This window comes from Janthinobacterium sp. JF4, from assembly GCF_059617925.1.
Genome location: NZ_JCAQAV010000024.1, coordinates 14,888 through 34,349, shown reverse-complemented (window position 1 = coordinate 34,349; position 19,462 = coordinate 14,888). Strand labels below are relative to the sequence as shown.

The 19,462-nt window shown below is 61.6% G+C and carries 20 protein-coding genes; 12 read left to right on the top strand and 8 right to left on the bottom strand.

The genetic code is table 11. From position 1 onward, the window contains the following. Positions 1 to 101: 101 nt before the first annotated feature. The 4 genes from AC54AF_RS17635 to AC54AF_RS17620 all read right to left on the bottom strand — a co-directional run bounded on the left by AC54AF_RS17635 (position 102) and on the right by AC54AF_RS17620 (position 3,275). Entirely contained in the window at positions 102 to 623 is a 522-nt protein-coding gene (locus tag AC54AF_RS17635; RefSeq protein ID WP_496637570.1) for a helix-turn-helix transcriptional regulator, read from the bottom strand. A gap of 5 nt (positions 624 to 628) precedes the next feature. Next, entirely contained in the window at positions 629 to 907 is a 279-nt protein-coding gene (locus tag AC54AF_RS17630; protein ID WP_496637569.1) for a hypothetical protein, read from the bottom strand. Positions 908 to 979: 72 nt separating this feature from the next. Next, positions 980 to 1,768, bottom strand: a complete 789-nt coding sequence (fabI, locus tag AC54AF_RS17625) for an enoyl-ACP reductase FabI (protein WP_496637568.1) — start codon at positions 1,766 to 1,768, stop codon at positions 980 to 982. Between the two features lie 94 nt (positions 1,769 to 1,862). Continuing rightward, complete coding sequence (locus AC54AF_RS17620) at positions 1,863 to 3,275, bottom strand: transglycosylase SLT domain-containing protein (protein ID WP_496637567.1); 1,413 nt, start codon at positions 3,273 to 3,275, stop codon at positions 1,863 to 1,865. A 339-nt stretch (positions 3,276 to 3,614) separates the two neighbouring features. Between AC54AF_RS17620 and AC54AF_RS17615 the strand changes: the two genes are divergently transcribed. Together AC54AF_RS17615 and AC54AF_RS17610 are read left to right on the top strand one after the other, a co-directional pair. Next, a complete protein-coding gene (locus AC54AF_RS17615; protein WP_131686240.1) occupies positions 3,615 to 4,187 on the top strand; it encodes a DUF1415 family protein in 573 nt (190 codons plus the stop codon). Next, positions 4,187 to 4,381: a DUF1289 domain-containing protein gene (locus AC54AF_RS17610; RefSeq protein ID WP_070255368.1), complete on the top strand. Its 195-nt coding sequence runs from the start codon at positions 4,187 to 4,189 to the stop codon at positions 4,379 to 4,381. The genes AC54AF_RS17615 and AC54AF_RS17610 overlap by 1 nt, the downstream gene beginning before the upstream one ends. 105 nt (positions 4,382 to 4,486) lie before the next feature. Here the strand turns inward: AC54AF_RS17610 and AC54AF_RS17605 are convergent, their stop codons facing one another. After that, positions 4,487 to 4,993: a DUF1993 domain-containing protein gene (locus AC54AF_RS17605; protein WP_034779265.1), complete on the bottom strand. Its 507-nt coding sequence runs from the start codon at positions 4,991 to 4,993 to the stop codon at positions 4,487 to 4,489. 259 nt (positions 4,994 to 5,252) lie between these two features. Between AC54AF_RS17605 and AC54AF_RS17600 the strand changes: the two genes are divergently transcribed. Together AC54AF_RS17600 and AC54AF_RS17595 are read left to right on the top strand one after the other, a co-directional pair. Beyond that, complete coding sequence (locus AC54AF_RS17600; RefSeq protein ID WP_496637566.1) at positions 5,253 to 8,369, top strand: sensor domain-containing protein; 3,117 nt, start codon at positions 5,253 to 5,255, stop codon at positions 8,367 to 8,369. A gap of 18 nt (positions 8,370 to 8,387) precedes the next feature. Beyond that, positions 8,388 to 10,661, top strand: a complete 2,274-nt coding sequence (locus AC54AF_RS17595) for a xanthine dehydrogenase family protein molybdopterin-binding subunit (protein ID WP_496637565.1) — start codon at positions 8,388 to 8,390, stop codon at positions 10,659 to 10,661. A gap of 6 nt (positions 10,662 to 10,667) precedes the next feature. On the opposite strand, the gene AC54AF_RS17590 is transcribed toward AC54AF_RS17595, so the two are convergent. Further along, a complete protein-coding gene (locus AC54AF_RS17590; RefSeq protein WP_131686242.1) occupies positions 10,668 to 11,096 on the bottom strand; it encodes a thioredoxin domain-containing protein in 429 nt (142 codons plus the stop codon). A gap of 278 nt (positions 11,097 to 11,374) precedes the next feature. On the opposite strand from AC54AF_RS17590, the gene AC54AF_RS17585 reads away from it, so the two are divergent. Continuing rightward, the gene (locus tag AC54AF_RS17585) at positions 11,375 to 12,292 is read left to right on the top strand and encodes a 23S rRNA (adenine(2030)-N(6))-methyltransferase RlmJ (RefSeq protein ID WP_034749665.1); all 918 of its coding nucleotides are present in this window, start codon (positions 11,375 to 11,377) and stop codon (positions 12,290 to 12,292) included. A gap of 60 nt (positions 12,293 to 12,352) precedes the next feature. Here the strand turns inward: AC54AF_RS17585 and AC54AF_RS17580 are convergent, their stop codons facing one another. Together AC54AF_RS17580 and AC54AF_RS17575 are read right to left on the bottom strand one after the other, a co-directional pair. Next, positions 12,353 to 13,102 (bottom strand): SAM-dependent methyltransferase, encoded by a 750-nt coding sequence (locus AC54AF_RS17580; RefSeq protein WP_496637564.1) that lies wholly within the window; start codon positions 13,100 to 13,102, stop codon positions 12,353 to 12,355. A gap of 18 nt (positions 13,103 to 13,120) precedes the next feature. Further along, complete coding sequence (locus AC54AF_RS17575; protein ID WP_496637600.1) at positions 13,121 to 13,729, bottom strand: Maf-like protein; 609 nt, start codon at positions 13,727 to 13,729, stop codon at positions 13,121 to 13,123. 223 nt (positions 13,730 to 13,952) lie between these two features. Here AC54AF_RS17575 and AC54AF_RS17570 point away from each other — a divergent pair, with 223 nt between their 5' ends. The 7 genes from AC54AF_RS17570 (at position 13,953) to acpP (ending at position 19,446) form a co-directional block, all read left to right on the top strand. Continuing rightward, positions 13,953 to 14,450, top strand: coding sequence for a YceD family protein (locus tag AC54AF_RS17570; protein WP_496637599.1), 498 nt, complete (start codon positions 13,953 to 13,955; stop codon positions 14,448 to 14,450). Positions 14,451 to 14,787: 337 nt separating this feature from the next. Beyond that, entirely contained in the window at positions 14,788 to 14,970 is a 183-nt protein-coding gene (gene rpmF, locus AC54AF_RS17565; protein ID WP_010399517.1) for a 50S ribosomal protein L32, read from the top strand. Positions 14,971 to 15,180: 210 nt separating this feature from the next. Beyond that, positions 15,181 to 16,248, top strand: a complete 1,068-nt coding sequence (gene plsX, locus AC54AF_RS17560) for a phosphate acyltransferase PlsX (RefSeq protein WP_131686245.1) — start codon at positions 15,181 to 15,183, stop codon at positions 16,246 to 16,248. Between the two features lie 15 nt (positions 16,249 to 16,263). Continuing rightward, positions 16,264 to 17,262: a beta-ketoacyl-ACP synthase III gene (locus AC54AF_RS17555; RefSeq protein ID WP_496637563.1), complete on the top strand. Its 999-nt coding sequence runs from the start codon at positions 16,264 to 16,266 to the stop codon at positions 17,260 to 17,262. 32 nt (positions 17,263 to 17,294) lie between these two features. Continuing rightward, complete coding sequence (gene fabD / locus AC54AF_RS17550; protein ID WP_496637562.1) at positions 17,295 to 18,236, top strand: ACP S-malonyltransferase; 942 nt, start codon at positions 17,295 to 17,297, stop codon at positions 18,234 to 18,236. Positions 18,237 to 18,285: 49 nt separating this feature from the next. Next, a complete protein-coding gene (gene fabG, locus AC54AF_RS17545; RefSeq protein ID WP_131686248.1) occupies positions 18,286 to 19,029 on the top strand; it encodes a 3-oxoacyl-ACP reductase FabG in 744 nt (247 codons plus the stop codon). Between the two features lie 177 nt (positions 19,030 to 19,206). Continuing rightward, positions 19,207 to 19,446 (top strand): acyl carrier protein, encoded by a 240-nt coding sequence (gene acpP, locus AC54AF_RS17540; RefSeq protein WP_008449912.1) that lies wholly within the window; start codon positions 19,207 to 19,209, stop codon positions 19,444 to 19,446. The last annotated feature ends 16 nt before the right edge of the window (positions 19,447 to 19,462 follow it).

The window sequence follows — 19,462 nt, the reverse complement described above, 5'->3', positions numbered from 1 at the left end:
ATGCCGTTTTGCACGGGCTAAATGGGAAGAAACGAAAGTCCTACCACGTTTTGCTCATGTTTCCTATGTGAAATAAGTAGGAATACGTAGATTTTGCCCGGTTAATTGAGCATGGCCACGATGTCGGCGGGCAGCGGCGGCGCCTGTCGCGTTTCCCTGGCCAGATTGATTTGCCGGGTTACCTGCGCCAGTTCGACCAGGCTGCGCTTGAGCCGATACGTGCCCTTGGCATGCAGCCACGCCAGCACATCGGCCAGGTGCCAGATGGTGGCGCTGCCCTCATGCACGGGCACAGGGAAGCTGTGGCGGTATTTGCTCATCAGTTTATGCAGGTTTTGCCGGGACAGGCCCAGCACCTGCGCCACGTCGGTCAGGCCCACGAGGTCGGGCGAGGCCTCGACCAGCACCGCCTCGGGCACGATGGCTTTGACGTCGGCCAGGGCGCTGAGCAGTGCTTCCCTGGCATTGCTGGCCTCGCGCGTGAATTCCAGCGCCAGGCGTCCCGCTTGGCCGATGCCGGCCAGGGCATCGTCGCAGCCGCCGCTGCCCAGGCGTTCGGCAAGCGCGCCAAGGTCGTGTTCGTGGTCGGGCAGTCGGTACTTGAGCGTAAAGATGTAATCCATGATGGCTATCCCCTGGACTTGCGTTGCATGCAGTCGTGCATCAGCTTATTCAACGTGCAGTTATCGACCACGCGCAAGATCGCGCGCGCGTGGTTGCCCGGATTTTTCGGCGTGCGCCAGATGCAGGCGATGCAAAATTCGCCGCAGCGGCAGCCGCCGTCATTGTAGGGGCAATATATTTTCCCCCAGGCATGGCTGCCGCCCATTTCCACTCTCCAGCCCTGGCTTTCCGCGTGGCGCGGCGCCGCTTCGATTTCTTTCTTCGGGTGCGAGGAGCGCGCCATGTGATGTCTCGAATGTATGTCAACATCTTTCGGTTGTCATGTGACAGCCGAAAGATATCGGCCATCACCGCATCACTCTACTTCGGGATTGACGGCCATCACTTGCGAAAAACCGCCATCGACGTAGGTAATCTCGCCCGTGATGCCCGAGGCCAGGTCGGACAACAAAAAGGCGGCCGTGTTGCCCACTTCCTCGATGGTGACGTTGCGCCGCAGCGGGGCGTGTTCGGCCACAAAGCCCAGCAGTTTGCTGAAATCCTTGATGCCGGACGCGGCCAGGGTCTTGATGGGGCCGGCGGAGATGCCGTTGGCGCGGATGCCGCGCGGGCCCAGCGATTCGGCCAGGTAGCGCACGGACGCTTCCAGCGAGGCCTTGGCCAGGCCCATGGTGTTGTAATAGGGCACGGCGCGCATGGCACCCAGGTAGGTCAGGGTCAGGACCGAAGCGCCCGGATGCAGCAGGGGCAGGGCGGCCTTGGCCATGGCAGGAAAACTGTAGGCGGAAATATCGTGCGCGATGCGGAAGCTGTCGCGCGACAGGCCGTCGAGGAAGTCGCCGGCGATCGCCTCGCGCGGCGCGAAGCCGATGGCGTGGACCAGGCCATCCAAATGTTCCCAATGCTGCGCCAGGTCGCTGAAGACGGCGCTGATCTGTTCATCGCTGGAAACGTCGCAGTCGAATACCAGTTCGCTGCCGAATTCTGCCGCAAATTCCGTGATGCGCTCCTTGAAGCGTTCGCCCACATAGGTGAAGGCGAGGGTGGCGCCTTCACGGTGGCAAGCCTTGGCGATGCCATAGGCAATCGAACGGTTCGACAGCAGGCCCGTGATGAGGATTTTTTTGCCTTGCAAGAAAGCCATGGCGACTCCTGTCTGGATGGGTGGGCGGATGTGCAACCGGCCGCGACAGCAAAGCTGTGGCGGCCGGTGAGGTGCGTCAATACAACTCAGGCGATCAGTGGCGCGCTTTTGCCCGGCTGTTGCCGCCGCCGCGCTGGATGCGCGGTTTCACCAGGGAAATTGGCGCGGCTCGCACCTTGCCACCCTTGGCGGCGCGGCGCAATGCCTTGGCGGCCCGTTCCGGACGGTCCGCTTCCAGCAGCATGGTGGCGCTGTCGGCGATTTCCTGGGTGATGTCCTTGTTCATCGTGGCCGAGGTTTTCGGCACGAGGATGGTGGAGCCGGCGCGCAGGCTGGTGCGCTGGGGAATATTGTTGGCCTGGCGCAGCACGTCGGCAGTGGTGCCGAATTTCGATGCCAGGGTTTCGATGCGTTCGCGCGCATTGGTGATCTTGTGCGTGGTCCAGCTCGACAAGGCATGGCCCCATTGCGCCAGGTTGGTGGTGAACTTGGCGGCGTTTTCCTGCGGCAACAGAATCTTGGTCTTTTCGCCGCCGATGATGACGGGGCGGTTAAATTGCGGATTCAAGGCCTTGAATTCATCCATCGACAGCTCGGCCAGCTGGGCGGCGACGGTGATGTCGATGTCGCTGGTCTTGTCGATGGCCGTGAAGTATGGCTGGTTGTCGACCACGGGCAGGGTCAGGCCGAACTGGGCCGGATTGGCGATGATGTTTTTCACCGCCTGCAGTTTCGGCACGTAATTGCGCGTTTCGGCCGGCATCAGGTCGGCCAGGCTTTCGAAGTCGGTCGGCTTGCCCAGCGCCTGGTTTTTCTTGATGGCGCGCTGCACCGAGCCTTCGCCCCAGTTGTAGGCGGCCAGCGCCAGTTGCCAGTCGCCAAACATGTCATACAGGCGTTGCAGGTAGGTCAATGCCGCATCGGTCGAGGTCAGCACGCCGCGGCGTTCGTCCTTGAACATGTTTTGCTTGAGGTTGAAGTCACGCCCCGTGGCGGGCACGAATTGCCACATGCCGGCTGCATTGGCGCTGGAGAATGCTTGCGGGTTGAAGGCGGACTCGATGAACGGCAGCAAGGCCAGTTCCGTCGGCATGCCGCGCTTTTCCAGTTCCTGCACCACGTGGAAGATGTAGCGCGAGGCGCGCGCCGTAGTGCGGGCGATGTAGTCGGGGCGGGTGGCGTACCAGTTGACGTGGTTCGCTACCAGCTGGTTGTTGATGTCGGGAATCGCATAACCGCTGCGGATGCGGCCCCAGACGTCGGCTTCGCGCAGCGGATCGGAATTGTCGCTGAGATTTTTCAGCAGACGGTCGGTCTTTTGCAGGCGGTTGTCGAGGGTGGGGAGTTTCGCCGTGACCTGGGCGGTCATCGGGATCAGGGCAGGTGTGGTTGCAGCGACTGGCGCGTTATCGCTCTCAACACCGGCTTCGTACGCCTGGCTGAGGGCGGGCGCAAGCGCCAGGGCCAACGCCGCCAGGACGGTAGATTTAAAGGAGTTTTCGTGCATAGTGTTCCATTGTTGTCGTCGGAGAAACATCGGACAGACCCATGATCAAGCTGCGAGTGTACGTATATCCACATGCAGGAGTCAAGAATTATGTCAGCATGATGACAGGAAATAAGCGGCAATAAGTGGGAAACGGCAGGGTTTCCATTCACAAATGCTGTCATTATTGCAAATTTAATTTGCCCAATGCGTGATTCGGCCGCTGTTATAGCATACATGGCGATGAGGCTGGCGCAAGCCTGGCAGCCGTCCGGTATGAGACTGCGCAAAGAGTGCGTACAATTTGGCTTTGGCCGGCCATTCGGCTGCCGGCCGCCTTATTGATAGAGAGTCTTGCATATGAACACCCCGCCGCGTCACGATGACGACAACGCCGTCATCATCGCCAATACCGTTGCCTGGCTGGAAAAGGCCGTGATCGGCCTGAACCTGTGCCCGTTTGCCAAGGCCGTGCACGTCAAGAAGCAGATCCGCTATGTGGTGTGCGAATCGGGCAATCCGGAAGATCTGCTGGCGATGCTGATGGACGAGCTGCAAACCCTGGCCGACACGGATCCCGAGCAGATTGATACGACCTTGCTGATCCATCCGTATACGCTGAACGATTTCCTCGACTACAACGAGTTCCTCGATGTGGCCGACGCGGCCGTGGAAGACATGCACCTGGCCGGCGAACTGCAAGTGGCCAGTTTCCACCCGAACTATCAGTTCGCCGAAACGTTCGAGGACGACATCAGCAACTACACCAACCGCTCGCCCTACCCAACCCTGCACCTGCTGCGCGAAGACAGCATAGCGCGCGCCGTCGAGGCGTTCCCGGAAGCGTCGGAAATTTTTGACAAGAATATTGCCACCCTGGAAGCGCTGGGCACCGAAGGCTGGGAAAAGCTCGGCTTGCCGAAGGTGTCCTGATGGCTGACAAGGAATTGCCGCCGCGTCCCGATACGCCCTGCGTGGCCGTGTGCTCGACGACCTTCGATGAAATCTGCCGCGGCTGCGGCCGCAGCGTGGTGGAAGTGGCCCACTGGGTGTCGATGACGGATGAGGAGAAGGAAGTGGTGTGGGTGCGGATTCTTTCTCAAGGGTATCCGCGCCGGAATACCTGATTTAACCCAACGGCAAGGGCTGGGGGCAGACCCCCTCACATGTCAGCGATGACTTTTGTGTGAGTGGCATTGAGGGTCTGACCCCGGTACTGTTGACGCTAACGATTAGTAACTACCAATAAAATCCTTTTTACCCACTTCGATGCCATTGTGGCGCAGGATGTCGTACGCCGTCGTCGCGTGGAAGAAGAAGTGCGGCAGCGCGTAGTGGAACAGGTAGGTCTGGCCCGTGAAGTGCTTGGTCTTTTCGCCGCTGCCGGTAGTGATGGCGCGCGTTTCGCTGCCGTCGATGTCCGCTTGTGGCAGGCTTTCCAGGAAGGCGATGGTTTTCACGATGCGCGCTTTCAGTTCTGCAAAGCTCTGTTCGCTGTCTTCATACGGCGGCACGGCCACGCCGGCCAGGCGCGCGCCGCAGCCCTTGGCGAAGTCGGTGGCGATCTGGATCTGGCGCACGAATGGCAGCATGTCCGGGAACAGGCGGAATTGCAGCAGGGCGTTCGGGTCGATTTTCTTGTCTTGCGCATGCGTTTCCGCCTTGTCCAGGATGGCGGCCAGGCTGCCCAGGATCTGTTTGAAGACGGGGATCGACGCGGAGTAGATGGAGAAGGTCATGGTGGTTCCTCTAGGTAAAGTGGCGCGATGATAGCAAGCTGCGCGTTTTTCTGCTGGCGCCGGCCGGGCGCGCCGGCCCGCGTGTGGTTTTTCAACCCTGTCTATATGACATGAGGGAGTCGCTGGCGCGTGTTTATTGGTGACTTTTCCCGCTTTTTCCATGCATAATTGCTCCTGATAAAGTTTCTTCCCGCCTGACCACCCGATTCCCCTGTAAAGTCAATGATCGCCCGCCTGATCCCTGTTGCCCTCTTGCCGCATGTTTAATTCACCTTATCAGCGCCTGCGCGCCAGCCTGCGTGTGCTGTACGGCTCGTCGATCTATGGCGCCTTGCTGCTGGTGGTGTTTGGCGGTCTGGTCGTTCCCGCCACCTTCGGCAGCTATGTGCTGGTCGGCGTGCACGAGCGAGAGTCGGCGCGCACCAGCCTGAACGAGGCCTTGCAGCGCAATGCCGACATCCTGGCGCTGGGCATGCAGGAGTCGCTGTGGAACATGAATGCGGAATCGGCCCATTCGCTGGTCGAATCGGTGATGCGCGACCGTTCCGTGCTGCTGGTGAAGGTGCTGGGGCAGGGCGACACGGAATTCATCCGCCTGCAGGCGCCGCAGCGGCCCGTGGGCAATCTGTACCGCGCCGGGCGCGACATCCTCGTGCGCGGCGAACGCATCGGCCACGTCGTCGTCGAGATGGACGATGCGCGCAGCCAGCAGGAGTTGCGCGAAAAGCAGATGTCCTATCTTTTCGTGCTGGGTGCGCAGCTGGCCGTGTCGATGGCGCTGATCGTGCTGTTCCTGAACCGCCGCCTGCTCAAACCCCTGCGCCGCCTGACGCGCTTTTCCGACCGCCTGTCGCACGGGGATTTCGACACGCCCCTGGCCTCGCACAGCAATGACGAGCTGGGTCGCCTGACGGCCCAGCTCGAACAAATGCGCGCGGCCATCGGCCAGCTGTTCGAGGATGTGGGCCAGCGCGAAGAACGTTTCCGCACCATCGTCACGCAGGTGCCGGGCGCCGTCTTCCGCTACCGGCCCGACGGCCCCATCGACTTCGTCAGCGATGCCATTGAAGACATCGCCGGCTATTCGGCGCGCCAGTTCATGCGCGGCAGCACGCATGCCTGGGCCGACCTGATCTGTCCGGAAGACCGCCGCGAGCACCGCCGCGCCGTGCGCCAGGCGGTGGCCGAGGTGCGGCCGTATGCGCTGGAATACCGCATCATCGACGCTTTCGGCATCGAGCGCTGGGTGGCCGAGAACGGCCAGCCGCAGGCGGGCGAGCAGGGCGTCATCTGGGTCGATGGCATCATTGCCGACATCAGCCAGCGCAAGCACCACGAGATGCGCATCGAAGCGCTGCTGACGGAGCAGAGCGCGATTCTCGACAATGTGATGTTCGGCGTGATGTTCGTGCGCCACCGCCGCATCATTTCCGTCAACCGCCGCTGCGAGGAACTGTTCGGCTACGGCCATGCCGAGATGACGGGCCGTTCTACCGCCATCGTGTTCATGACCTCGTATGACTTCGAGGCGGCCGGCGAGCGCCAGTATCCTGCCCTGGCCACGGGCGGCGATTTCAGCGAGGAGCGCCAGTACCGGCGCCGCGACGGCAGCCTGTTCTGGGCGCTGGTCAGCGGCTGCGCGCTCGATCCGCTGCGCCCCAACGAAGGCAGCATCTGGGTGTATGCGGACATCACGGCGCGCAAGGAAGCCGAGGAAAAACTGCGCCTGTCGGCCACCGTGCTCGAACATATCGCCGATGGCGTGATGGTGGTCGATGCCAGCGGCATCATCGTCACCGTCAATCCCGCCTTCACGCAGATCACCGGTTATGCCGAAGTTGAAGCGGTGGGCCAGCATTCTTCGCTGACACGCTCGGCGCGCCACGACGCGGCGTTCTATGAGGCCATGTGGAACGAATTGAAGGCCAGCGGTTTCTGGCGCGGCGAAATCTGGCACCAGCGCAAGAACGGCGAGGTCTACCTGGAATGGCTGACCATCAGCGCCGTGCGCGACACGCACGCCACCACCACCCATTACGTGGGCGTGTTCAGCGACATCACGCTGATCAGGGAATCGCAGGAAAAGCTCGACCACATGGCCCACCACGATCCGCTGACGGCGCTGCCGAACCGCCTGCTGTTCCACGACCGCCTGCAGCATGCCTTGCTGCGCGCCGCGCGCGACGGCGAGCAACTGGCCGTGCTGTTCATCGACCTGGACCGATTCAAGAACGTCAATGACACCCTGGGCCACCATGTCGGCGACGAATTGCTGCAAAAGGTGGCCGGCCAGCTCGCGGCCCGCCTGCGCGAAGGCGATACCCTGGCGCGCCTGGGCGGCGACGAGTTCATCGTGCTGCTTGAACGCGTCGACGGCGAGTACGGCGCCACGCAGGTGGCGGAAAAGCTGATGACCATGTTCGACCAGCCATTTACGGTGGCCGGCCATGAACTGTTCGTCACCTGCAGCGTGGGCATCAGCCTGTATCCGGACGATGCGCTGGACTTGAACATGTTGATCCGCAACGCCGACGTGGCCATGTACCAGGCCAAGGCGCGCGGGCGCAATGGCTACCGCTTCTATGCGCCGTCGATGACGGGCGAGGGCGTCGAGCGGCTGCGCCTGGAAACCTTCCTGCGCCGCTCGATCGAGAAAAACGAGATGTTCCTGAATTACCAGCCGCAGGTGGAAATCGACACGGGCCGCCTGGTCGGCGTCGAGGCGCTGGTGCGCTGGAATCATCCGGAACTGGGCCTGGTGCCGCCGGCGCGCTTCATCCCGCTGGCCGAAGACAGCGGTTTCATCAACCAGTTGGGCAAATGGGTGCTCGACGAAGCGTGCCGCCAGATGATGCGCTGGCAGGCGCAGGGCTTGCATGTGCCGAAGATGGCCGTGAATCTGTCCGTAAAGCAGTTCGAGCGGGGCAGCATCGCCGGCATGGTGGCCGCCATCCTGAAGGAAACGGGCCTCGAGCCGCAGCGTCTGCAGCTGGAAGTGACGGAGTCGGTGATCATGAACACGGGCGACGCGCTCGGCTTCATCAACGACTTGCACGCCATCGGCGTGGGCCTGGCCATCGACGATTTCGGCACCGGTTATTCCTCGCTCGCGTATCTGAAGCAGCTGCCCGTGCAGACGCTGAAGATCGACCGCTCCTTCATCAAGGATATTTCGACCGACGTCAATGACGAAGCGATCGCGATTGCCATCATCCAGCTGGGCAAGAGCATGCACTTGTCGGTGATCGCCGAAGGCGTGGAGACCGAAGAGCAGGCCGCCTTCCTGCTGCGCCATGGCTGCAAACTCGCGCAAGGCTATTTTTATAGCCGTCCGGTGCTGGCGCAGGATATGCTGGAGCGCTGGATCGATGACTAATTAAATAGGGGAGTTCTCATGAGCGGACAACACACCACGTCGCGCCGGCGTTTCCTGCTCGGCGGCCTGGGCCTCGGCGTGGCCGGCGTGGGCGCCCTGGTGCTGGGCTGGGGCGTGCTGCCGCCGCGCCAGCGCCTGCATGGCAGCGCCCCGCTGCCCCTGCAGGATGGCGCCGTGGCACTGAACGGCTGGCTGGCCATAGGCACGGACGGCACGGTGACCCTGGCCATGCCGCGCAGTGAGATGGGGCAGGGCGTGCATACGGCCCTGCCGATGCTGGTGGCCGAGGAGCTCGACGTGCCTTTGAACAGCGTGAAGCTGATGCAGGCGCCCATGGATAAAATCTTCGGTAATGTCGCCATGCTCAAGGACAGCCTGCCGTTCCACCCGGACGACCAGGGCCGCGTAAAGGCGCTGGCCCAGTGGACGGTGGCCAAGGCGGCGCGCGAACTGGGCGTGATCGTCACGGGCGGTTCGTCGAGCGTGAAGGATGGCTGGGGCCCTATGCGCGAAGCGGGCGCGTCGGCGCGCGCCATGCTGGTGGGTGCCGCCGCCGCGTTGTGGCAGGTGCCGGCTGCGCAGTGCCGCACGGAAAATGGCGAAGTGCTGCACCCGGACGGACGGCGCGCCAGCTACGCCAGCCTGGCGCAGCGCGCCGCCGCCATCGATCCGGGCACGCCCGTGCTGAAGCTGCCCAGGGATTTCAAACTGATCGGCCAGCCGGCGCCGCGCCGCGATACGCCATCCAAAGTGAATGGCAGCGCGCGTTTCGGTATCGATGCGCGTCCGCCCGGCATGCTGTATGCGGCCCTGCATCTGCCGCCGCGCCTGGGCGATACCCTGGCCGCGTTCGATGCGGCCCCCGTGCGGGCCATGCCTGGCGTGACAAAAGTGCTGGACCTGACGCCGCACCTGGCGCAGCGCAGCGTCTCGTGTGCCGCCGTGGTGGCCGACACCTGGTGGCGCGCGAAACAGGCGGCCGCCGCCTTGCCGACGCAGTGGAAGGCGGGCCCGCAGGCGAATTTGTCCAGCGCCGGCGTGTATGCGCAGTTTGCCCGCCTGCTCGATAGCGAAGCCGGTTATGCGTATCACGCCAGCGGCGAGGTGGAAAGCAAGGCCGTGCAGGGCATGCGGCAGGTCAGTGCGGAGTACCGCGCCCCGTTCCTCGCGCACGCCGCCATGGAACCCGTCAACTGCACCGCGCAGGTGAAAAATGGCAAGGTGATGCTGTGGGTCTCGACGCAGGCGCCCGGCATCGCCGTCGACGTGGCGGCGAAAGTGGCCGGCGTCGATGCGAAGGATGTGACGATCGAAGTGCTGCTGCTCGGTGGCGGTTTCGGCCGCCGCCTGGAAGTGGATATGATCGCCCAGGCCGTCGCCATCGCGCTGCAGTGCGGCGGCGCGCCCGTGCAGCTGGTGTGGACGCGCGAACAGGATACGCAGCACGATATGTACCGTCCCGCCGCGCTGGCCCGCTTTGCGGCCCGCCTCGATGAGCACGGCCGCATCGCTTCCTGGGACAATAAATCCGTCAGCGGCTCCATCACGCACCAGTTTTTGCAGCGCAATTTCGGCTTGCCCGGTGCGGGACCGGACAAGACCACGGCCGAAGGCGAATTCGACATGCCGTATGAAATCGCCAACCAGCGCATCGCCCACGTGATCGCCGACAGCCCCGTGCCGATCGGCTATTGGCGCTCGGTGGGCCACTCGCACAACGCCTTTTTCAAGGAAAGCTTTATCGACGAACTGGCGCACGCGGCGGGGCAGGACGGCATCGCCTTCCGCCGTGCCATGCTGCGCAAGCATCCGCGCCACCTGGCCGTGCTCGACGCGGCCGTCGCCAGGGCGGGCAGTCCTCCGCCCGGCCATGCGCACGGCGTGGCCCTGCACCAGTCGTTTGGCAGCATCGTGGCGCAAGTGGCGCAGGTGTCCGTGGAAAACGGAGAAATCCGCGTGCAGCGCGTGGTGTGCGCCATCGATTGCGGCATCGCCGTCAATCCGAACATCATCGCCCAGCAGATGGAATCGGCCGTGCTGTTCGGTCTGTCGGCGGCGTTGGGCGGCGAAATCACCTTCAAGGAGGGGAAGGCCGAGCAGGCTAATTTCCACGACTATCCCGTGCTGCGCATGGGGCAAGCGCCCGAGGTGGAAACCGTCATCATCGCCAGCGCCGAACACCCGGAAGGCGTGGGCGAACCCGGTACGCCACCGATTGCGCCGGCCGTGGCCAACGCCGTGTTCAGTTTGACGGGGAAAAGGCTGCGCAGCCTGCCGCTGCGCCTGGCCTGATATTTATTACGCCAGGGTGGCGGCGAGCAGGTTGCGCAGATTGCAGTCGCGCTGCCAGTCGCGCCGCTCCTGCGTGCTGCTGGCCAGCGCCGCCAGTTCATCCCCGCTGAGGGCCTGCTGCGCCTGCACCATGCGGTGCGCCAGGCCGCCGTCGGGCAGCACCGTGCCGAAGAAGGCCACGTTGTCCTCGCGCTGGATCAAGAGGGTGGGGAAGTTGTCGATGTCGAGGTCGCCCACCACGTCGGCCTGGTCTTCGATGTCGACCCAGACGAAGACGGTGTCCGGATGGCGCGCGGCCAGTTCCTCGAACGTGGCGCGGTAGCTGCCGCAGGTGCCGCACCACAGCGCGCACAGGCAAGCCACCGTCCAGCGCGGGCCGGCCAGGGCTGCCGCGACGTCGGCGCGGTTATCGGTCGTGAGGGTCAGGCTGTGCATGCTCGTATCTGATTAGTAGGCGGATGGGCGCGGGGCGCCCGATGCGCGTATTCTACCGCGCCCGGCCACCACAGTCCCGAGAATGCATGCGCTTGTTTATGGGTGTTTTTTGATGCAATCCACCTTTCTGGTGGATAATGCGGGTTATTGCGCGCTGATTACGCTGGTCCATGCTGTTTCCTGGCCCCGCAGCCTGACCCCCTCCAGTCTGTTTTCATGCCCTGCCCGGTGTCAGCGCCACCGCCTTTGTTTATTTTTATTATGGAATTAGCCAGCTTATGTTGAGTTACCGCCACGCCTTTCACGCGGGTAATCACGCCGATGTGTTGAAGCATTATGTGCAGATTCAGTTGTTGCAATATCTGAATCAAAAAGATACCGCCTATAGTTATATCGATACCCACTCCGGCGCGGGCGTGTATGCGCTCGACGGTGGTTATGCCTCGAAAAATGCCGAGTACGAAACGGGCATCGCCCCCCTGTGGGACCGCACGGACCTGCCGGCTTCGCTGGCCGAGTACATGAAGCTGATCAAGGAAATGAATCCGAGCGGCAAGATGCGCTACTACCCGGGCTCGCCGTATTGCGCCGACAAGGTCAGCCGCGAGCAAGACCGTTTGCGCCTGTTCGAGCTGCATCCCGCCGATGCCAAGATTCTGGCTGACAACTTCCGCAAGGTCGAGGCGCATGCGCTGGCCCAGGGCGAGCGTCCGACCGTGCGCGGCAAGCGCGTGCTCATCACCAAGGCCGACGGCTTCCAGAGCCTGAAAGCCCTGCTGCCGCCGCCATCGCGCCGCGCGCTGGTGCTGATCGACCCGCCCTATGAAGACAAGATGGATTACCGCAAGGTCAAGGACACCCTGGCCGACGCCCTCGTGCGCTTTCCGTCCGGTATGTATGCTGTCTGGTACCCGGTGCTGCAGCGCATGGAATCGCGCCAGTTCGCCGACAAGCTGAAGCAATTGCCCAGCTCGGACTGGCTGCACGTTACCCTGACGGTCAACACGCCGTCGCCGGATGGTTTCGGCTTGCACAGCAGCGGCATGTTCATCCTGAACCCACCGTATACGCTGGAGCCGATGTTGCGCGAAGTCATGCCGTACCTGGTGAAGGTATTGGGCCGCGACGATGGCGCCAAGTTCGTATTGGAAACGGGCAAGGGCGGGCAGAAGAATACCGGAACCCGTCGGGTGTAGTGATTGTCGTAGTGGAATAAAGTAAAACGCCACGGATAATATGTCCGTGGCGTTTGTCGTTTACTGTCCCAGCAGCAAGAACACGGTCGGCTTCTTGTGGAAGTCCGGCGCTTTGCCGGCGGCCAATTGTTTCTTCCATTGCCCGCCATTCCACGTCTGCACGCTTTCCGTGTCCAGGCTCAGGTCGGTGGCGACGCAGATCAGGGTCGACGGCGCGCATTGCGCCACCAGCGCTTCGAGCATGGCGGCGTTGCGGTAGGGCGTTTCGATGAACAGTTGGGTCTGCTTTTCAGTGCGCGAACGCACTTCCAGTTCCTTGATGCGCTTGGCGCGCAAGGCCGCGTCCGTGGGCAGGTAGCCGTTGAAGGCGAAGCTCTGGCCGTTCAAGCCGCTGGCCATCACGGCCAGCAGGATCGACGACGGTCCCACCAGCGGGCGCACTTTAATGCCGTGCTGATGCGCCAGGCGTACCAGGTCGGCGCCCGGGTCGGCCACGGCGGGCACGCCCGCTTCCGACACGAGGCCCGCATCGCGGCCCGCCAGCAGGGGTGCCAGCAAGCCGGCCAGCGCTTGCGCCGGGGTATTTACGTTGAGTTCTGAAATCGTGATTTCCTGCAGCGGCTTGGCCAGCGGGTGCCGGTTGCCGATCAGTTTCAGGAAGGCGCGCGCCGTCTTGGCATTTTCCGCGACGAAATAATCGAGCTGCGAGGTGATGTGCCGCACCTGTTCGGGGATGAGGTGGGCCAGCGGATCGATTGCGCCTTCGGACAGGCCAAGGTGGTTGGGGATCAGGTACAGGGTGCCGGTCATATTCTTCTTGTCGGTAATTTAAATGGTAAAAAACGTGACGCCCGCCTTGCGCAGCATGCCCGTCAGGGCGATCAGCGGCAAGCCGGTGAGGGCGGTGGGGTCAACGCTGTCGATGCGTTCGAGCAGGGCGATGCCCAGGCCTTCGTTCTTGGCGCTGCCGGCGCAATCGTACGGTTGCTCGATGCGCAAGTAGGCGTCCAGTTCGGCATCGGGCAAGTCGCGCACGGTGACGCGGGTTTGGATATCTTCCACTTGCGCCACGGCGGGCGAGTGGCGTCCGTCGAGCAGGCACAGGGCCGTATGAAACACGGTCTGGCGCCCGCGCATGGTTTGCAGTTGCAGCAGGGCATTCGCGTGGTTTCCGGGCTTGCCGATCTGCGCGCCGTCCAGGGTGGCGACCTGGTCGGAGCCGATGACGAGGCTGCCGGGATGGCGGTCGAGCACGGCCTGCGCTTTCGCTTGCGCCAGGCGCAGGGCCGTGGCGCTGGGACTTTCGCCGGGCAGGGGGCTTTCGTCGAGATCGGGCACGGCCACCTCGAAAGGCAGCCGCAGGCGTTCCAGGAGTTCTTTGCGGTAAGTCGAACTCGATGCAAGAATCAAGCGCGATGGGGCGGAAGTTGGTATCATTCGGTAGTCGATGGCGGCCGGCATGGCCGCGCTAGTCGGTGTCAGCGGAATTTCACGGAAATTCCAGGGCGCGAAGCCCATAACTGAGGCTCCATGCGGCATGACGGTGTTGATGAAGTTGTCATGTTTATGGCAGTGATTGCGTCAAAAAAGATGCTTAGGCTTTGACTCCGTGCTAAAAACCCTGTTATTATCGCAGGTTTTCCGGGGAAATTTTCTACCAATGAATGCTTTTGTGATCGACGCCTTTGATTTTTGTCGTATCAGCGGGAGCCGCGAGGGTGTAACTCCTGTCGCTGAAATGACCCGGTTGACCAAGGATTGTGCAGATAGTTCCGGCGAGATCGCCTGGAAGATCGTCGGCGGCACCAGCAAGCTGGGCTACCCACAACTGACCTTGTCGGTCAACGGCACCGTTCAGCTGGTTTGCCAGCGCTGCCTGACTCCGTATGCATACGCGATTGATTCGACGACCACTCTGATGCTGGGCAAGGATGACGAGCACGCGGACGAGATCGAAGAAGTCATCAACGATGAAACGATCGACGTGATCGTCGGCAGCCGCAGCATGGATGCCGCGGCCCTGATCGAAGATGAAGCCTTGCTGGCTCTGCCGCAGGTACCCAAACACGACGTCTGCCCCGATACGGCGCAGCTCGATGCTCTCAAGACTGAAAAGCAGTCGCCGTTTGCGGCACTGAAAAACTTGAAGCCAGAATAAGTTAAGAGAATAAGTTAAGTAGTAGTGGTAGTTTGTAGGGGGCCTCAAAAACCGTAGCGAGCGGTCCAATATCGTCTTGAGTAGCGCAAGCGTACGGAAGTACGCTGAGCAACGCCGAGGCGATAGTGGGACGCGCAGTAGGTTTGTGAGGTCCCGTTTAGAGAACGTGTCAAACGCGTGTTGTAATCGAGTATGGCAAGTGTAGTGAAATGTAATTGTAATAAACGATGTCGGTCCGGGCTATTTTCGGGTAGTCTTTGCCGCTGGGATACTCGATTCGCATGTATTTGCCAATCGATTGTGCTAAAATTTTAGAACTTATGTATTAGGAGTCATCATGGCAGTTCAACAGAACAAGAAAACCCCTTCCAAGCGCGGCATGCACCGTTCGCACGACTTCCTGGTCGCGCCGCAATTGAGCGTCGAGCCAGTTACCGGCGAAACACACCTGCGTCACCATATCAGCCCTAACGGCTTCTATCGTGGCCGTAAAGTGTTGAAGACCAAAAACGACGAGTAATCGACGTTTTTGTTGGGTAAGATGAAAGCGGTGTTGCGTGGTTATTCGGCGTGGCGCCGCTTCTTCTTTTTTATCGGCTGCAATTCATCTTGCGCACCCGTCATTTTGAATCAAGCTTGCTCAGGCGGTGCATGACATGCTGCGCCCTGCATATGCTCCAGTCCGATTCACATCTTGCCGCACGCCCGCAGCGGTATTGAATCAACACAAATGACAATCAAAATTTCTATCGACTGCATGGGCGGAGATCACGGTCCCTCAGTCACTATCCCCGCAGCAATTTCCTTCGTAAAACATGAGCCTGAAGCCGAACTGATCCTTGTTGGATTGGAAGACGTGATCCGTGCCGAACTGAAAAAACATAAAGCCGACACGCATCCGCGCCTGTCGGTATTGCATGCCTCCGAACAAGTTACCATGGACGATCCCCTGGAAGTGGCCCTGCGCCGCAAGAAGGATTCGTCCATGCGCGTGGCCATCGAACAGGTCAAGAGTGGCGTGGCGCAAGCCTCCGTTTCCGCCGGCAATACGGCAGCCCTGATGGCCGTGTCGCGCTACGTATTGAAAACCATGTCCGGCGTCGATCGCCCGGCCATCTGCAGCATCTTGCCGAATCAAAAGAACGGCCCCACCTACATGCTGGATCTGGGCGCCAACGTCGATTGCGAACCGCATCACTTGCACCAGTTCGCCATCATGGGGTCCGTGCTGGTGTCCGCCATGGAAGGCATCGCGCGCCCGACGATCGGCTTGCTGAATGTGGGCACGGAAGATATCAAGGGCAATGAAGTGGTGAAGCTCACTTCGAAGCTGCTGCAGGCCGACCACGAGCGTGGCGCGCTGAACTTCTACGGCAACGTGGAAGGCAACGATATCTTCAAAGGCACGACCGATATCGTCGTCTGCGACGGTTTTGTCGGCAATGTCACGCTGAAAGCCATCGAAGGCCTGGCGCGCCTCATGAAAGACGTGCTCACTTCCGAATTCAAGCGCAATCCGATTACCATGCTGGGCGCGCTGATCGCCCGCGGGGCCCTGAAAGCCATCGGCAACCGTTTGAATCCATCGCGTTACAACGGCGCCAGCCTGCTGGGCTTGCGTGGCCTCGTCTTCAAGAGCCATGGCAGCGCCGATGCCTATTCGTTTGAATGGGCCTTGCGCCGCGCCTTTGATGCGGCAAAAAATGACGTGCAAGCACACTTGGCCAGCCTGATCGCCGAGCTGATGCCGCGCACGCCAGTACCGGAAGAACCTACATCAACAAGCTCTACCATTTAGTGGACGGGTATTTGCATGACTGTTTTTAGCAAAACTTACAGCAAAATTATCGGTACCGGCAGCTACTTGCCGGAGAAGCGCGTCACCAACCAGGATTTGACCGAGCAGCTCGCCGCCAAGGGCATCGAGACCTCGGATGAATGGATCGTGTCGCGCAGCGGCATTTCGGCGCGCCATTACGCGGCGCCGACGCAAAATTCCTCGGACCTGGGCGTGGAAGCGGCCAAAAAGGCCCTGGAAATGGCCGGCCTGAACGGCAACGACCTGGACCTGATCATCGTCGCCAGCTCGACCCCCGATTTCTTCGGCAGCTTCCCCAGCACCGCCTGCATCGTGCAAAGCAAGCTGGGCATCACGAATAACTGCGCCGCCGTCGACGTGCAAGCCGTCTGCAGCGGCTTCGTGTATGCGGTCGCCACGGCCGACAGCTTCATCCAGTCGGGCATGCATAAAAACGTGCTGGTGATCGGCGCCGAAGTGTTTTCGCGCATCCTCAATTTCGACGACCGTGGCACTTGCGTGCTGTTCGGCGACGGCGCCGGCGCCATCGTCATGACTGCCTCCAAGGAGCCGGGCATCCTGGCCACCAAGCTGCACGCGGACGGCCGCCACTCGAACATCCTCAGCGTGCCGGGCAGCCTGGCTGGCGGCGCGCTGGACGGCAGCGCCTTCCTCTACATGGATGGCCCGGCCGTGTTCAAGCTGGCCGTCTCCGTGCTGGAAAAGGTCGCGCACGAAGCATTGGCGCATGCCAACATGACGGCGGATCAGATCGACTGGCTGATCCCGCACCAGGCGAACATCCGCATCATGAACAGCACGGCCAAGAAGCTCGGCTTGCCGCTGGAGAAGATGGTCGTCACCGTCGACCAGCATGGCAACACTTCGGCCGCCTCGATCCCGCTGGCGCTCGACATCGCCGTGCGCGATGGCCGTGTCAAGAAGGGCGACAACGTCATGATGGAAGGCGTGGGCGGCGGCTTTACCTGGGGCGCCGTGCTGGCGCGCATGTAATCCCGCAACACTATTAAAAAAACGGAGTCGACATGACACAATTTGCATTTGTTTTCCCAGGTCAAGGCTCGCAAGCGATTGCGATGCTCGACGGTTTCGCCGGCAACCCGGTGGTTGCGCAGACCGTCGCCGAAGCGTCGGACGCCCTGCAATTCGACCTGGGCAAGCTGATCGCCGAAGGTCCGAAGGAGGAACTGGATCTGACCACCAACACGCAACCGGTGATGCTGACGGCGGCCGTGGCCTTCTACCGCGCCTGGCTGGCGGCCGGCGGCCCCGTGCCGACGGTCGTGGCCGGTCACAGTCTCGGTGAATACTCGGCGCTGGTCGCCGCCGGCGTCATTTCGTTCAAGGATGCCGTGCCGCTCGTGCGTTTCCGCGCGCAAGCCATGCAGGAAGCCGTGCCCGTGGGGCAGGGCACGATGGCTGTCGTGCTGGGTCTGTCGGATGACGACGTGCGCGCCGCCTGTGCGGAAGCGGCGGCGGAAAACCCGGCCCTGGTGGTCGAGCCCGTCAATTTCAATGCGCCTGCGCAAGTCGTCATCGCCGGCCATACGGCGGCTGTCGAGCGCGCCTGCGAACTGGCCAAGGCCAAGGGCGCCAAGCGCGCCATGAAGCTGCCCGTCTCGGCGCCATTCCACTCGTCGCTGCTGAAACCGGCATCGGACCGCTTGCGCGAGTACATGGCCGGCTTGACGTTCGCCGCGCCGCAAATCGCCCTGATCAACAACGTCGACGTGGCCATCGTCAACGACGTCGCCGGCATCAAGGATGCGCTGGTACGCCAGGCAGCGAGCCCAGTGCGCTGGGTGGAAACCATGCAAAAGGTCGCTCTTGACGGCATCACGCAAGTGATCGAATGCGGTCCGGGCAAGGTCCTGATGGGCCTGGCCAAGCGCATCGATCCGGTGCTGGTGGGCGACGCCATCGTCGACCAGGCATCGCTGGATCGCATTTTGACGCAGCTCAAATAAACATCAGATCGCGGCAGCTTGCCTGCCGCGGTTGCTCTTAAGGATACTCATGAATTTAGCAAATCAAGTCGTGCTGGTCACGGGCGCCTCGCGCGGCATCGGCCGCGCCATCGCCACCGAACTGGGCAAGCAGGGCGCCACCGTGGTCGGCACCGCCACCTCGGAAAGCGGCGCGCAAGCGATCACCGCTTATCTGGCCGCCGAAGGCGTGGCCGGCAAGGGTCTGGTCCTGAATGTGACCGATGCGGCGCGCTGCGCGCAAGTCGTCGATGAAGTGCAGAAAACCTACGGCAGCCTGTCGATCCTGGTCAACAATGCGGGCATCACGCAAGACCAGCTGGCCATGCGCATGAAGGACGAAGAGTGGGATAGCGTCATTTCCACGAACCTGTCGGCCGTCGGCCGCCTGTCGCGCGCCGTGCTGCGCGGCATGATGAAAGCCAAAACTGGGCGTATCATTAATATCACGTCGGTGGTGGCCTCGTCGGGTAATCCGGGGCAAATGAATTACGCGGCGGCCAAGGCTGGCGTGGAAGGCATGAGCCGTGCTCTGGCGCGCGAAATCGGCAGCCGCAACATTACCGTGAACTGCATCGCCCCGGGTTTCATCGATACCGACATGACCAAGGCGCTGAGCGAAGAGCAGCACGCGGCTCTGTTGACGCAAATTCCCCTGTCCCGCCTGGGCAAGCCGGAAGACGTGGCAGCGGCCGTGGCCTTTTTGGCCTCGCCGCAAGCGGCGTATATCACGGGCACGACCCTGCACGTGAACGGTGGAATGTATATGAATTGATGTGAAAGGTAGACGGGACGGGTGTTTGTGGCATGATTCAAGGGCCGTTTTGTCTATAATCGCATCTTTTAGCAGCAGCTTCGGTTGAATTAGCAGCAGACACCGAAATTAGTATTCGGACGCGCAAACCTGATAAAATGCGCGCACTTTCCGTAACACACACTTTGGAGCCATAACATGTCGGATATCGAACAACGCGTTAAGAAAATCGTCGCTGAGCAACTGGGCGTTGCAGAAGCAGACATCAAAATCGAATCCTCCTTCGTCGACGATCTCGGCGCCGATTCCCTGGACACCGTGGAACTGGTCATGGCCCTGGAAGACGAATTCGAAATGGAAATCCCTGACGAACAAGCTGAAAAAATCACCACCGTGCAACAGGCGATCGACTACGCCACTGCACACGTCAAGGCCTAAGCCTGTCTGACCGACT

What these genes read in the sequence shown, in the direction of transcription:
- AC54AF_RS17610 (WP_070255368.1), top strand. Translation starts at nt 4,187, where the DNA reads ATGGCTGACAAGGAATTGCCGCCGCGTCCCGATACGCCCTGCGTGGCC.
- AC54AF_RS17590 (WP_131686242.1), bottom strand. Translation starts at nt 11,096, where the DNA reads ATGCACAGCCTGACCCTCACGACCGATAACCGCGCCGACGTCGCGGCA.
- fabI (WP_496637568.1), bottom strand. Translation starts at nt 1,768, where the DNA reads ATGGCTTTCTTGCAAGGCAAAAAAATCCTCATCACGGGCCTGCTGTCG.
- fabD (WP_496637562.1), top strand. Translation starts at nt 17,295, where the DNA reads ATGACACAATTTGCATTTGTTTTCCCAGGTCAAGGCTCGCAAGCGATT.
- AC54AF_RS17585 (WP_034749665.1), top strand. Translation starts at nt 11,375, where the DNA reads ATGTTGAGTTACCGCCACGCCTTTCACGCGGGTAATCACGCCGATGTG.
- acpP (WP_008449912.1), top strand. Translation starts at nt 19,207, where the DNA reads ATGTCGGATATCGAACAACGCGTTAAGAAAATCGTCGCTGAGCAACTG.
- AC54AF_RS17615 (WP_131686240.1), top strand. Translation starts at nt 3,615, where the DNA reads ATGAACACCCCGCCGCGTCACGATGACGACAACGCCGTCATCATCGCC.
- AC54AF_RS17600 (WP_496637566.1), top strand. Translation starts at nt 5,253, where the DNA reads ATGTTTAATTCACCTTATCAGCGCCTGCGCGCCAGCCTGCGTGTGCTG.
- plsX (WP_131686245.1), top strand. Translation starts at nt 15,181, where the DNA reads ATGACAATCAAAATTTCTATCGACTGCATGGGCGGAGATCACGGTCCC.
- AC54AF_RS17595 (WP_496637565.1), top strand. Translation starts at nt 8,388, where the DNA reads ATGAGCGGACAACACACCACGTCGCGCCGGCGTTTCCTGCTCGGCGGC.
- AC54AF_RS17570 (WP_496637599.1), top strand. Translation starts at nt 13,953, where the DNA reads ATGAATGCTTTTGTGATCGACGCCTTTGATTTTTGTCGTATCAGCGGG.
- AC54AF_RS17635 (WP_496637570.1), bottom strand. Translation starts at nt 623, where the DNA reads ATGGATTACATCTTTACGCTCAAGTACCGACTGCCCGACCACGAACAC.
- AC54AF_RS17575 (WP_496637600.1), bottom strand. Translation starts at nt 13,729, where the DNA reads ATGATACCAACTTCCGCCCCATCGCGCTTGATTCTTGCATCGAGTTCG.
- rpmF (WP_010399517.1), top strand. Translation starts at nt 14,788, where the DNA reads ATGGCAGTTCAACAGAACAAGAAAACCCCTTCCAAGCGCGGCATGCAC.
- AC54AF_RS17630 (WP_496637569.1), bottom strand. Translation starts at nt 907, where the DNA reads ATGGCGCGCTCCTCGCACCCGAAGAAAGAAATCGAAGCGGCGCCGCGC.
- fabG (WP_131686248.1), top strand. Translation starts at nt 18,286, where the DNA reads ATGAATTTAGCAAATCAAGTCGTGCTGGTCACGGGCGCCTCGCGCGGC.
- AC54AF_RS17555 (WP_496637563.1), top strand. Translation starts at nt 16,264, where the DNA reads ATGACTGTTTTTAGCAAAACTTACAGCAAAATTATCGGTACCGGCAGC.
- AC54AF_RS17605 (WP_034779265.1), bottom strand. Translation starts at nt 4,993, where the DNA reads ATGACCTTCTCCATCTACTCCGCGTCGATCCCCGTCTTCAAACAGATC.
- AC54AF_RS17580 (WP_496637564.1), bottom strand. Translation starts at nt 13,102, where the DNA reads ATGACCGGCACCCTGTACCTGATCCCCAACCACCTTGGCCTGTCCGAA.
- AC54AF_RS17620 (WP_496637567.1), bottom strand. Translation starts at nt 3,275, where the DNA reads ATGCACGAAAACTCCTTTAAATCTACCGTCCTGGCGGCGTTGGCCCTG.